9 protein-coding genes are annotated in these 12,897 nt (G+C 44.2%); 7 read left to right on the top strand and 2 right to left on the bottom strand.

All coding sequences use genetic code 11. The annotated features are described in order from the left end of the window. The first annotated feature begins 93 nt into the window (after positions 1-93). Complete coding sequence (locus tag OS173_RS08640) at positions 94-1,830, top strand: OPT family oligopeptide transporter (protein ID WP_267183877.1); 1,737 nt, start codon at positions 94-96, stop codon at positions 1,828-1,830. 11 nt (positions 1,831-1,841) lie between these two features. After that, positions 1,842-2,381, top strand: a complete 540-nt coding sequence (locus OS173_RS08645; protein WP_267183878.1) for a hypothetical protein — start codon at positions 1,842-1,844, stop codon at positions 2,379-2,381. A 21-nt stretch (positions 2,382-2,402) separates the two neighbouring features. Here the strand turns inward: OS173_RS08645 and OS173_RS08650 are convergent, their stop codons facing one another. Continuing rightward, positions 2,403-3,389: an NAD-dependent epimerase/dehydratase family protein gene (locus OS173_RS08650; protein WP_267183879.1), complete on the bottom strand. Its 987-nt coding sequence runs from the start codon at positions 3,387-3,389 to the stop codon at positions 2,403-2,405. Positions 3,390-3,444: 55 nt separating this feature from the next. Here OS173_RS08650 and OS173_RS08655 point away from each other — a divergent pair, with 55 nt between their 5' ends. From OS173_RS08655 to OS173_RS08665, 3 genes are all read left to right on the top strand, one after another. Next, positions 3,445-4,809: an MATE family efflux transporter gene (locus OS173_RS08655; RefSeq protein WP_267183880.1), complete on the top strand. Its 1,365-nt coding sequence runs from the start codon at positions 3,445-3,447 to the stop codon at positions 4,807-4,809. Positions 4,810-5,166: 357 nt separating this feature from the next. Continuing rightward, positions 5,167-8,022: a ribonucleoside-diphosphate reductase subunit alpha gene (locus OS173_RS08660; protein ID WP_267183881.1), complete on the top strand. Its 2,856-nt coding sequence runs from the start codon at positions 5,167-5,169 to the stop codon at positions 8,020-8,022. A 21-nt stretch (positions 8,023-8,043) separates the two neighbouring features. Then, positions 8,044-9,219 carry a ribonucleotide-diphosphate reductase subunit beta gene (locus tag OS173_RS08665; RefSeq protein WP_267183882.1) on the top strand — a complete coding sequence of 392 codons (1,176 nt, stop codon included), beginning with the start codon at positions 8,044-8,046 and terminating at the stop codon, positions 9,217-9,219. A gap of 304 nt (positions 9,220-9,523) precedes the next feature. Here OS173_RS08665 and OS173_RS08670 read toward each other — a convergent pair whose 3' ends face one another. Further along, positions 9,524-10,396 carry a hypothetical protein gene (locus OS173_RS08670; protein WP_267183883.1) on the bottom strand — a complete coding sequence of 291 codons (873 nt, stop codon included), beginning with the start codon at positions 10,394-10,396 and terminating at the stop codon, positions 9,524-9,526. 574 nt (positions 10,397-10,970) lie between these two features. Here OS173_RS08670 and OS173_RS08675 point away from each other — a divergent pair. Together OS173_RS08675 and OS173_RS08680 are read left to right on the top strand one after the other, a co-directional pair. Continuing rightward, positions 10,971-12,125, top strand: a complete 1,155-nt coding sequence (locus tag OS173_RS08675; protein ID WP_267183884.1) for a sensor histidine kinase — start codon at positions 10,971-10,973, stop codon at positions 12,123-12,125. Beyond that, positions 12,122-12,640, top strand: coding sequence for a response regulator transcription factor (locus OS173_RS08680; protein ID WP_267183885.1), 519 nt, complete (start codon positions 12,122-12,124; stop codon positions 12,638-12,640). Before OS173_RS08675 ends, OS173_RS08680 begins: the two co-directional genes overlap by 4 nt. Positions 12,641-12,897: the final 257 nt, after the last annotated feature.

Here is a 12,897-nt window from a genome sequence, read left to right on the forward strand (position 1 = left end):
ACTGGTGGTTGTTTTGCTATGCTATAATTTTTGCCTTTTTGGGTCATTAAAGACAATGGCCAGTTAATTTAATCAAAAAAACGGGAGAACAGCATGTCTGAAAAGCAAACCGCCGCCGGTCCCATTACCCGCGGACCTTACCCGGAACTGACACCCCATGCGGTGCTTGTCGGTTATTTCCTGGGGGTTATTTTAGCGATATCCATTGGTTATGCTTCGTTGAAACTGGGCTTTTCGATTGAAGGCTCGGAATTGGCGGCGATATTGGGTTTTGGTATTTTACGGGGTATGATGCGCCGCCGTTCGATCGTCGAAAATAACGTCGCACAAACTGTGGCTTCGGGCGTTAACGGTGCTTCATCGGGCATGATGTTTTCAGTACCGGCGATATTTATTCTCGGCTACGGCATGGATTTTAATCCCTATGTGTTAACCTTTGGTGCCATTGCTGGTGCGTTTTTGGGGATTGCCTTTATTATCCCCTTGCGTAAACAGATGATTGATTATGAGCGCCTGACCTATCCCGGCGGTGTGGCGGTGGCGTCGATTCTAAAATCACCCGGTGCCGGTATCCGTAAAGCCATGTTATTGGTGGGTGCCATGGTGTTTTCCGGTGTGGTACATGTGATTTCTCTGGCCTCAGGGGTCGAATATTGGCCTTTGTTTGAACAATTGGGTTTACCCGAATATCTTAACGGCACCTGGTACTTGTCGTTAATGACCATTGGTGTTGCTTTTATTGCCGGTCGCGGTGGCTTGGCCTTTATTATCGGTGGTTTTGTTTGTTATTGGGTGTTGGCGCCGTTATTAGATGTCACCGGCATGTTCCCGGTGGTCGATGGTGTCGCGGTTACCGACCCTGATCAATTGCGCCTGATGTTATTTAGACCCACGGGCATTGGTATGTTAATTGGCGGCGCCATCGTTGGTGTACTGTTTGCCTTGCCTTTGATTAAATCAGCGATTAAATCCATGCAATCATCAGGTAAAGATAACATGGCTTTAAGTAAAGATGAAATGCCCATTAAATTACTGTATTTTGCGGTGGTGGGTGCGGCCATATTATTGGGTGTGATGGCAGTGACTTCTGCTCAGGAAGTCGGTTTAGCACGCGGTGTTTTAATGGCGGTATTAGGCACTTTATGGATTTGGATGGCAGGAATTATATTGTCTGAAGCCATTGGTCGCACCAACTGGTCGCCGTTATCGGGTATGACTTTAATTGCGGTGACTTTACTCATTATGATCACCCAGATGTTTGGCGGTATGAGTACCGGTCCGGCGATTGTGGCAGCGGTGACCGTGGGGGCAGCGACTTGTGTGGCGATGAGTCAGGCGACAGATTTAATGCTGGATTTAAAAACCGGCTATTTGGTCGGTGCCACACCACGCCAGCAGCAGCTGGGTCAGTTTATGGGCGCTTGGTTAGGCCCGATTGTGGTGATTATCCTAATCTTTATGTTGCATGAGGCCTTTGGTCTCGGTGGTAAAGAATTCCCGGCACCGCAAGGCCAGGCTCTGGCCTCGATGGTTGAAGGTATTACCGGTGGTGATGTGCCGACGGCGAAATACATTGCCGGCGCGGTCCTCGGTGGTCTCTTGTCTTTATTACAAGCGGGTTTAGGGATTACCGTCGGTTTAGGTTTTTATCTGCCATTCAGTATTGTTCTAACCTATGCCATCGGTACTTTAATCCGCGAAGTCGTTGATCGCACCAAAGGTAAATCATGGTCAGAAGGTAAAGGCATTCCGATTGCCGCCGGTCTGATTGTCGGTGAAGCGCTGGTGGGTGTCGGTAACGCCGTTTATGTCATTGCAACAGCCTCATAAGGAGCATACAGATGAAAAATATTTCTTTTAGTTTTGTGGTGCTGGCCTTTTTAGGCGGTGCATTTATCACTTCTTTGGATGAAACTGAAGTCAATTGGACTTATTTTGTGCCCATTATGACACTTGGTTTTATTGGTGCTTTTTTGTACATTAAAGAAGCCAAAAAAGCGGCCACCCATGGTGACATCCTAAAAAATAACCAAGTTATTTTGAGTCAGTCATTGCACAAAATTGTGGCAAATTTAGAAGCATTAGATGGCCGTAAAGACAGTATTCCAACCTATGATATGCGGTTTGAAATAGATCGTTTATTTCGCGAAGATTTGATGCAGTTTGCTGACGCCCGTGACAGCATGAAACACCTGTTCGGCATTCAGGCTTTTGCTGATATTATGAGCTCTTTTGCTGCCGGTGAGCGTTATATTAACCGTATCTGGTCGGCCTCAACCGATGGTTATGTGGACGAAGTTTTATTGTATGTGTCAAAAGCCAATGCCCAATTTAAACACGCCCAAGAAGTGTTTGATTCAGCGCAAACTAAAGTTGTTTAGCTTATTAAGAGGATAGCTGACCTACAATATTTCCCTGTTTTGTAGGTCTTGTTTTATGTCGGCTAAGCTGGCATTCAGGGGTGTGGTTTCATAGCCCAGTTCGGTGATGGCTTTGCTGTAATCTGCGGCATAACGATGCGTAATTAGCTGCAAAGATTCAGGCGTGAGATCCGGAGGTTGGTTACTAAAGTAAGACATTAAACTCTGGATTCTTGCTGCCAGTTTAAGCAGCCATTGCGGCTTCTTTTTATAGTCCACATTCACACCAAAAGTTTTCGCCACATGGGCAATAAAAGCTTCAAAGCTGAGGTTATGACCTGCCAAAATATAGCGGTTATGACACTGACCTTTGGTGGCCGCTAACACACAACCTTTTGCCACATCACGAACATCGGCAAAGGAGCCGGCACCACGTGGAATGCTTGGCAGGTTGTTATTGATAATCATTTTAAACAGCCGAATCCAATTGTGGTGATCGTGCGGGCCGATTATGTGGGAAGGTTGAACAATCACCCAATCAAGTTTTTGATGTTGTGCTATTAAGCGTTCGGCCTGGGCTTTGGAACGGACATAATTGACATCACTGACAAAACCTTCAGCCGCCGTGTCTTCGCTGATGGTAACCATATCACGGTGGTTAATGCCATAGGTGGCTACCGAAGAAACATGCACTAAGCGGGTGTTTTTCATGTCGCTTAAACACTGTAAAATATGTTGTGTGCCGGTAACGTTAGTGAGGGTTTGTCGGGCATTGTTTTTTGACCAGGTGCCGGTATCAGCAGCGGTGTGAAACAGGACATCAATGTCTTTTGGGATGACTTCTGTTAATGAAGCCAGTGAAAGAATATTTCCTTTCACATAGTTAACCTCAGGTAAGGGATTTTCTGGTAAGCTTCGACACAGAGCAACCACCTGCCAACCTTGGTGCGTCAATTCACGACATAAATGACGGCCTAAAAAACCGGTGGCACCGGTGACAAACGCTTTTTGTGGGTGATTTGTGTCCATAAACATAGCAGTCCAATAAATCTATACGCAGTTTAACACTTTACTTGTTAATAATATGGAATCTTTATCCGTTAAACACCACCTGACACAAACCATTCGCCTGTCACTGCCGTTAATTATCAGTCAGGTGATGATGGTTGGTATGACCTTTGTTGATACCGTGATGGCCGGTCAATTAGGTGCCACCACCTTAGCTGCGGTGGCGGTGGGCAGTTCCGTGTGGTCAACAGTGATTTTATTTGTGTTTGGCACCTTAATGGTGATTCCACCGATTGTCTCGGAAAAGGATGGTGCGCGAATGCATCACGAGGTGGCGCCTTTTTTTAGGCAGGCTTTATGGCTGGCCTTGTTATTGGGCTTGTTGTTTAGTGTTGTGATTCGCATGGTCGATCCGATTTTTACCCTATTTAAAACCCAAGAAGAGGTCATTCCGGAGGCGATTGCTTATCTAAACGCCATTGGCTGGGGTGTTTTACCGTTGTCGTTTTTTGTGTGTTTTCGCTATTTAGCGGATGGCTTATCGATCACCAAGACCACCATGTATGTGAGCTTTGTTGGCTTGTTACTGAACATTCCTTTGAATTGGATACTGATGTTCGGACATTTTGGTTTTCCGGCATTGGGTGCCGCCGGTACCGGCTATGCCTCCGCTCTGGTAATCATCAGCCAAATGCTGGTGTACGTGTTAATCATCAAAAAACATAAAATCATCGGCAGTTACCAAATTTTTAGTCGCTTTGATCCACCCAATTGGAACGTGATTATGCGGTTACTAAAAATGGGTTTACCGGTGGGTGTGTCGATGTTCGCGGAGGTGGGTTTTTTCTCGGTGATTACTCTGTTGTCATCATCCTTAGCGACGATGGTGGTGGCCGCGCATCAAATAGCTCTGAACTTTTCTTCTTTATTATTTATGGTGCCTTTGGGTTTGTCCATGGGTATCACCATTCGAGTTGGTAATGCCGTTGGCCGAAAAAACACCAACGACATCACCAACGCCGGATTTTTAGGTGTTGGCCTGGTGTTATTCACCCAATTGTTCTCGGCGTCAGTGACATTGCTGTTCGCAGGAGATATTGTTAATCTTTATACCGATGACAGTGAAGTGGCGGCCATTGCCGTCAGTTTATTGTTTTATGCGGCCGTTTTTCAATTGTCAGACGGTATTCAGGTGGCTGCTGCCGGTGCTTTACGTGGCATTAAAGACATGACCTTTATCATGAACAGTAATCTGTTTTCATTTTGGTTGTTGGGCTTCGTTGCCTCCTGGTATCTGTGTTTCCCCATGGGTATGGGGGCGCCGGGTTTATGGATTGGCATAATCGTCGGATTATCGGCTGCTGCGGTGCTGAATCTGTTGCGGTTTTGGTACAAAACCAGACAATTTAAACAGCATAAAATCCCAGAATCCATCACATAAATCAAATTAATCTAAGTTTAGGAATTAAATCAGACAGCTCCTAAATGCGGATGATTATCATTAAGAAGCGTATAACAATATAGTTACTGCGAATTTAGAAATTAAAAAAAAATATAACAATATTAATACATCGTATAAAACGATTGTTTTAATGTTTGTATTATATTTTATTTCTAATTATGCGATTAAGTAACTGATATTAAATAACATTAAAAATATTACTGATGGTTTTGACAAAATAGCGCTTGGCATAACATTTAAAAATCCGTATCATCCTCTTTGCAAAATATTATTAATAATTATCAATTTGATACTATTTTTTAAATTATTGTCATTTTTTTATAGAGCCAAAAAACAATGGAATATACCGATCAGCAACCACAAAACATGCCGCCGCACTCAGAGCATATAGATAAAACCACCAGCGAAACACAAACCACAAGCCGCTACCGCGTTATCCGCCGCAATGGTCAAACCACCAACTTTGATTTAAGTAAAATCAAAGTCGCTGTAACTAAGGCCTTTTTATCGGTGGAGGGTGGCCAAGCCGCAGCTTCTTCTCGTATCCGTGAAACCGTTGAACGACTCAGCGAAGAGGTTTTTGAATCGCTGTTTAGACGCATGGATGACGGTGGTACGGTCCATATTGAAGACATTCAAGATCAGGTGGAATTAGCCATGATGCGGGCTGGTGAGCATAAAGCGGCACGAAATTATGTTCTGTATCGTGAGAAGCAAGCAGAAAAACGCGCCAAAGCCACCGCCAAAACAGATAAAAACAAACCGGCGGTTGAAGATGTGTTACATGTGATTTCTGACAGCGGCGAAAAACAGCCTTTGGATATGTCGCGCTTAGAAACAGTAATTAGCGAAGCCACTCGCGGTTTAAAAGGCGTACAAAAGGAACAAGTTTTAAAAGGTTTACGGCGTAATTTGTTTGATGGTATGGCCGCCAAAGATGTCAATGCGGCGCTGGTGATGACGGCGCGAGGCTTAATTGAAAAAGATCCGAATTATTCGTACGTAAGTGCCCGTTTATTAATGGATGGTATTCGCCGCGAAGCCCTGTCGTTTATTTACGGCGAGACCTATGAAGCCACCCAAAAAGACATGCAGGAAGACTACCCGGTGTATTTTAAAAAGTATTTACAACGCGGCATCGACTTAAACTTAATAGACCCGGAATTGGGACGATATGATTTAGATAAACTGGTTTCAGCGCTTAAACCAGAACGCGATAAACGCTTTACCTATTTAGGTTTACAGACATTGTATGACCGCTACTTTATTCATGTCGGAAAAACCCGGATTGAATTGCCGCAAGCCTTTTTTATGCGGGTGGCCATGGGTCTGGCCATTAATGAAGTGGACCGTGAAGAGCGCGCCATTGAGTTTTATGATTTGCTGAGTTCATTTGATTTTATGAGTTCAACACCGACTTTATTTAACTCAGGCACGTTACGACCACAATTATCCAGTTGTTACTTAACCACCGTACCCGATGATTTGGATGGCATATTTAGCGCCATAAAAGACGATGCCCTATTGAGTAAATATGCCGGTGGTTTAGGCAATGACTGGACCCGGGTGCGGGCATTGGGTGCGCATATTAAAGGCACCAACGGCGAATCCCAGGGGGTGGTGCCGTTTCTAAAAGTCGCCAATGACACCGCGGTTGCCGTTAACCAGGGCGGTAAACGCAAAGGCGCCATGTGTGCTTACTTAGAAAGCTGGCACATGGACATCGAAGAGTTTTTAGAGCTGCGCAAAAACACCGGTGATGATCGCCGCCGCACCCACGACATGAATACCGCCAATTGGGTGCCGGACTTGTTTATGGAGCGGGTGGCCTTGGATGAATCATGGACCTTGTTTTCACCGGAAGAAGTGCCGGAATTACATGATTTATACGGTCAAGCCTTTAAAGAACGCTACCAATATTATGAGCAACAAGCCGAACAAGGCCACATCAATAACTTTAAAGTCGTCAGAGCCGTGGATTTATGGCGCAAAATGTTGGGTATGCTGTTTGAAACCGGTCATCCATGGATTACCTTTAAAGACCCCTGTAATATTCGCTCACCACAACAACATGCCGGTGTGGTGCACAGCTCAAATTTATGTACAGAAATCACTTTAAATACCTCTGATGAGGAAATCGCTGTGTGTAATCTGGGCTCGGTTAATCTGCCCCAGCACATCTCAGCGGATGGTATTGATTATAGCAAATTAGAAAAAACCATTACCACGGCGATGCGCATGCTGGACAATGTCATTGATTATAATTTCTATTCTGTACCACAGGCACGCCGTTCTAATTTACGGCACCGGCCGGTTGGTTTGGGTTTAATGGGCTTCCAGGATGCGTTGTTTAAAATGGATTTGGCCTATGCCAGCGAAGCCGCGATTGAATTCGCCGATGAAAGTATGGAAGCCGTGTCCTATTACGCCATTCAGGCCTCCAGTGATTTGGCCGAAGAACGTGGCAGTTATGCCAGTTACGATGGGTCACTGTGGTCACAGGGTATTTTACCGATCGATTCCATTGCCTTATTGAAACAGCAACGCGGAAAGTTCTTGGTGCAAGATGAGTCCATGCGAATGGACTGGAATGGATTGCGTGAAAAAGTTAAACATCAGGGTATGCGTAATTCCAACACCATGGCCATCGCACCCACCGCCACCATTTCTAACATTTGTGGCGTGTCACAATCAGTGGAGCCGGTGTTTCAAAACCTGTTTGTTAAATCCAATCTATCCGGTGAATTTACAGTCATCAACGCGCAACTTGTGGACGATTTAAAAGCCCTGGATTTATGGGATGATGTGATGCTCAATGATCTGAAATATTTTGAAGGCAGTGTGCGTCAAATTGACCGCATTCCGGATAATTTAAAAAGCAAATATGCCACCGCTTTTGAACTTGATCCCAGGTGGTTGGTGGAAGCCGCCTCGCGTCGCCAGAAATGGATCGATCAGGGCCAGTCTTTAAACCTTTATATGCTCGATCCATCGGGCAAAAAAATGGATGATTTATATAAACTGGCTTGGGTCCGGGGTTTAAAAACCACCTACTACTTACGCTCCATGGGCGCCACCCACATGGAAAAAAGTGTGGAATCCAGCTCTAACCAAACAACCAACACCGTACCGGGTTCACAAGCCCCCAGCGCCTGCTCGATTTTAGAGCCGGATTGTGATGCCTGTCAGTAAACATTTAATGAGGAGAGAACAATGAATTGGGACGATCCCTTAGGATTAAATCAACACAATGACACAAAGCCGATGCCACCGGAAAGTGCATCGCCTGAAAATGAATCTATCGACGCAGAGCCAGAAAGTAGTAATACCCGCGTTATTGAAGGCGTCACCGGTGAATATCGGATGGAAATCGGCGAAAATAACTTTGCACCGGTGCGCGCAGAAGACAAACGCATTGTCAACGGTATGGCCGATATTAACCAACTGGCACCCTTCAAATACCCATGGGCATGGAAATATTTTTTAAATGCCAATAAAAATCATTGGACGCCCCTGGACATTAATATGACCCAGGATGTCCATGACTATCACAAAAAACTCACCGACGACGAGAAACACGTTTATCAAAATGTGTTGTCTTATCTGACCACCTCCGATATTTTAGCGATGCGCAACATTGGCCTTGCGGTGATGGAAAAAATGGCGGCACCTGAATTACAGATTTATCAGGCACGTCAGGTGTACGAAGAAGCCCTGCATACCTGGACTTATCAGCATTGCATTGAAACCATTGGCCTCGACCAAAGTGAAATTTATAACCGCTATCGGGTGGTGCCGGAAATCAACCAAAAGATTCAAGTGGCCAATCGCCGTCTGAATTCCGTGATGCGGCCGGACATTGACTTACGCGACCGTGATGAATTACACAACTTTACCCTGTCGTATATGTTTTTTGCCGCAATTTTTGAAGGTTGTTGGTTTTATAATGGCTTCAGCCCAATTTTCGCGTTGCAGCGCCGCGGTTTGATGAAAGGCACCGCCGAACAGCTCCAGTACATCATGCGCGATGAAGTGATGCACTGTTCATTCGGTATTCGCGTGGTTAAGCAAATGATTGAAGAAAACGACATTAAACTCGATCCGGCCGCGGTTAAACATATGTGGGAAGAATCCGAAGCCGCCGAAAAAATCTACGCCGGTTACATTCTCAAACGCCCCATCCTCGGCTACACCGCCGAAGACCATTGCGAACAATTCAGATACATCGCCAACCGCCGCGCCCGCTCGTTAGGCATCGACGAACCATTCCCAGGTGCAAAATGCACCCTGCCCTGGCTCGATGAACAAACCAACTTACGCAAAGAAAAGAATTTCTTCGAAACCCGGGTCACTGAATACCAAACCGGTGGGGCGTTGAGTTGGGATTAAAAAGCACATAAAAATTCAAGGCCGTTATATCCGATAACGGCCTTTTTGTCTTTCAGATTTTAAAAGCAAGGTAGGTTGGACTGAGTATCGCGCTGCCCAACACCACAAGCTTCAATTACACCATAATGTTCAATTTATAGAATCAACAATCAGCCCTAAAAACAAATAATTTCGTTAAATCAACCATTGATGTTGGGCTTCGCAAGCTCAGCGCTAACCTACCTCGCTAACATTTCATAGACCACAGTTGTATTGCCAAAATCAGTGAACCTTCTATTCCAATGGCGCTCGCCTTGAATGTAGGTTATTCCCTTATTGAGGTTGAAACGCCATCTTCTCCTGAGTTAATTTCGTGGGTCGTTGGTTGGTTTATAGTTACTTCTGGTATTTTTATTATGGCTTCTTTTAAGCCCTTATTAATAGCCTTGTAAAATAAATCGAAGTGATAAGCGTTTTTTGATTTGATGTTAAGTAATCTGACTTTAATAGTGTCAGTTAAGCTCCAATAAGCGTTACATATGGATTTATCGCCAATATTATGTAAGGGCATAAAAATTTCATGAGGATCAGGATTGCCGTACAAATCACAACTAATGCTGATATATTCATCATTTTCGAATTTGTTTTTTATAAATCCGCGAACTCTTCTTCGATCTTTGTTGTAAAAAATAATCAGGTTTTGTTTAGGGATGTCGTTGATTTGTTCGGCATTATCTAACCATTTTTTAATTGGATCTCTGGAAACAGGTAAGCCATTACTGTGTAAATTAACATGAAATCCTATTGTTCCTCGGTCTTTAAAATCACCTTGCCACCAGATTCCATCGTAGTTTTTTTGACCTAAGTTAACTCCAAAATATAAGCTGTACTCCTGAAAGTTAATTGAATCATCTGGGTTATACCCCACCTTGTATGAGCCTGTGGGTTTTACAGTGCAAGGAAATTCGAAAACATAGCCCGCAAAGTTGACAGTCATGAAATCATTTGATGATTTAGTAACGCCTTTACATTTACTTCGGTTAGCATCAGGAAAAGCTGAACCAACTCTTTTTAATCCATCATTTGGCGGGCTGTAATCACTTGTAGCGGCTTTGTAAAAATCATTAAAGAAGGAGCTGATTGGTTTATTTGTTGTTCTATCTATTTCCGTTGGCCAAGTCTGAGTTTTATTACTCACATAGTGCTCACTTATCAATGTGAAAATGACAAACAACAATATGCTCGAAATAATTAAAACTGACTTTTTCACTTAAATGTTAACTTTAGAATCTCAACAAGTTTAACAAAAGCAAAATTAATAAATGTGATTTTATTAATCCATATTCTTATTTTATGTATCGTGTCAACAAGGTAGGTTGGGCTGAGTAACGCGAAGCCCAATACCACTTCTGTCCCAACGTTAACAAAATAAACTCCTGTAAGTCACTGTATTCATAACAAAAACCCTCGATTTAGCAAGGGCATCGACTTGAATTGTCTTAAACCACCTAAAATCTCAGTATATTTTAGATTTTAGGTGGTTGCCAATGTACGTAGGAAAACTTGTTTTTGCTCAGCCCAACCTAACTTGCTAAAACCGCAGCTATCGAAGTCGTTGTTCGTTGTTTAATGCGACACATCCATTTCTCTGAGTAAAGTCTAAAAATATATCCCTATAAGCGCACATTAATGCGACATCGTGTCGCAGTGGATGAGGTGGTGGGCTGTTTTGATTATAATGAAGGATTTTCAGTCAAGTCGCCAAGATAGTTATGCTCAACCAATTACTCATATTCCGCAGCCTCACCGGCCTGGGTCAGTTAATTCTGTTGTGGCTTGGTGATTGGTTGGGGTTTTCAATTGAAAATCCCTGGGTTTGGTTGGTGCCGGTGGTTTATGTTTTGCTGGTTTATGGCGGGCATTTTTGGTTGTTGGCCAAGCACCGGGGCAAGTGGCTTTTACTGATTGATTTGTTGGTCTGGGTTGTGTTTTTTGCGATATTGAATGGCATTTCAAATCCGTTGATTTGGTGTTTAATGTTGCCGATTATGTTATCGGGCATCAGTCAAAGCATCGGCTTTACCTGGGTCATCACTTTATTGAGCAACCTCAGTTATGTGGTGCTATGGGCGCTGACCCCGATGACCAATACCGGTATGCACAGCGCACATGAGCCGTTTAATGCCCATGTTTTGGGTATGTGGGTTGGTTTTGTTTTGATTTCGAGTTTGTTGACTTATATCACCACTCAAATGATGAAAACCATTCATGATAAAAACCACCAATTATTGACCATTGAACAACAGCGTGCTGAAGATCAGCACATCATGACCATGGCCACCATGGCCACCGGACTGGCTCATGAACTGGGCACACCGCTGAACAGCATAAAATTACTGGCCGCTGAATTGGCTTCGCCGGATCTTACAGCGAAGGACAGACAGGCCGATTTAAAGGTGATTGATGAGCAAGTACAACGCTGTCAGGGCATCATCCGTGAAATGGTTGAGTTGGCCAATGATCCGAATTATTTAAATTCCCACATCACCGATTTAGGATTACTTTTGCATGATATTAAAGACCGTTTCTGTGACAACCATCGGCAAGTTCGTGTCAGGATTGATGGCGATTGCCAGCAGCCTGTGATGACTGACGCTTTATTGGAACTGGCGATATTAAATGTGCTTAATAATTCAGCTGCGGCACAGGCTGAGCACATTACCATCCGGGTCGAACCACAGGTGAATCAAATACAGTTGAGCATTCGTGATAATGGTCTCGGAGAGCAGTTTAATCCAACCTCCGGCTTAGGTATTGGTCTTAAACTAAGTCGCCGAATTTTGCGCTCAGCGGGTGGCAGTTTACGTTTTCAACGGCACCCAAGCGGTGCAGAAACCACCATCACTTTAGCTCGGATGCCGTCATGAAAACCCTGTTGATTGTCGATGATGATCAGGTGCTGAGAGCCACGTTAAAACGGGTTATGAGCCGTTATCATCATGTTTATGAAGCCGCCGACAGTCACAGTGCACTCGCAATCTGTAAACAGCACCGTATTCATCGGGCTTTGGTGGACTTAAAACTGGGTGAGGAATCGGGCTTGGTGTTAACCGCGGATTTGTTAAATCATGACCCGACCATGCATATTGTGGTGATGACCGGTTACGCCTCTATTGCCACCGCCATTAATGCCATTAAATTGGGCGCAATCAATTACCTCACTAAACCGGTCAGCACCGAAGAGATTCTCTATGCCTTCAACGAAACCAGACCCGGCACCGACATTGACAACCAAACCATGTCCCCAAAACGCCTCGAATGGGAGCATATTCAACGGGTTCTGCAAGACCATAACGGCAACATAACCCAAACCGCCAAGGCCCTGAATATGCACCGCCGAACCCTACAAAGAAAATTACAAAAAAAACCGGTATCAGAATAACTGCTATTTTTGGGATTTATCTTGTTGGAGTGGTTAAGGCTTGTTCTTTAATCGCTGTGTATGGAAAGCACGTTTTTGGAAAATACCGCCGGTCAATAACAGCAGCGATCCTAATAATAAATAGTCGAACCTGAAGAATTCACTTCAGCACCAATGAACTTGGTGAATAAATTAGACATTGGCGGGTATTTGTAGTGAATTTATTCAAGGCCCAATAAAAAGCCTTCAACAACTTAGCAAAGTTGAAGGCAGCGGCT

It is taken from the genome of Marinicella gelatinilytica (assembly GCF_026410405.1).
Lineage (GTDB): Bacteria > Pseudomonadota > Gammaproteobacteria > Xanthomonadales > Marinicellaceae > Marinicella > Marinicella gelatinilytica.

What these genes read in the sequence shown, in the direction of transcription:
- OS173_RS08640 (WP_267183877.1), top strand. Translation starts at nt 94, where the DNA reads ATGTCTGAAAAGCAAACCGCCGCCGGTCCCATTACCCGCGGACCTTAC.
- OS173_RS08645 (WP_267183878.1), top strand. Translation starts at nt 1,842, where the DNA reads ATGAAAAATATTTCTTTTAGTTTTGTGGTGCTGGCCTTTTTAGGCGGT.
- OS173_RS08650 (WP_267183879.1), bottom strand. Translation starts at nt 3,389, where the DNA reads ATGGACACAAATCACCCACAAAAAGCGTTTGTCACCGGTGCCACCGGT.
- OS173_RS08655 (WP_267183880.1), top strand. Translation starts at nt 3,445, where the DNA reads ATGGAATCTTTATCCGTTAAACACCACCTGACACAAACCATTCGCCTG.
- OS173_RS08660 (WP_267183881.1), top strand. Translation starts at nt 5,167, where the DNA reads ATGGAATATACCGATCAGCAACCACAAAACATGCCGCCGCACTCAGAG.
- OS173_RS08665 (WP_267183882.1), top strand. Translation starts at nt 8,044, where the DNA reads ATGAATTGGGACGATCCCTTAGGATTAAATCAACACAATGACACAAAG.
- OS173_RS08675 (WP_267183884.1), top strand. Translation starts at nt 10,971, where the DNA reads ATGCTCAACCAATTACTCATATTCCGCAGCCTCACCGGCCTGGGTCAG.
- OS173_RS08680 (WP_267183885.1), top strand. Translation starts at nt 12,122, where the DNA reads ATGAAAACCCTGTTGATTGTCGATGATGATCAGGTGCTGAGAGCCACG.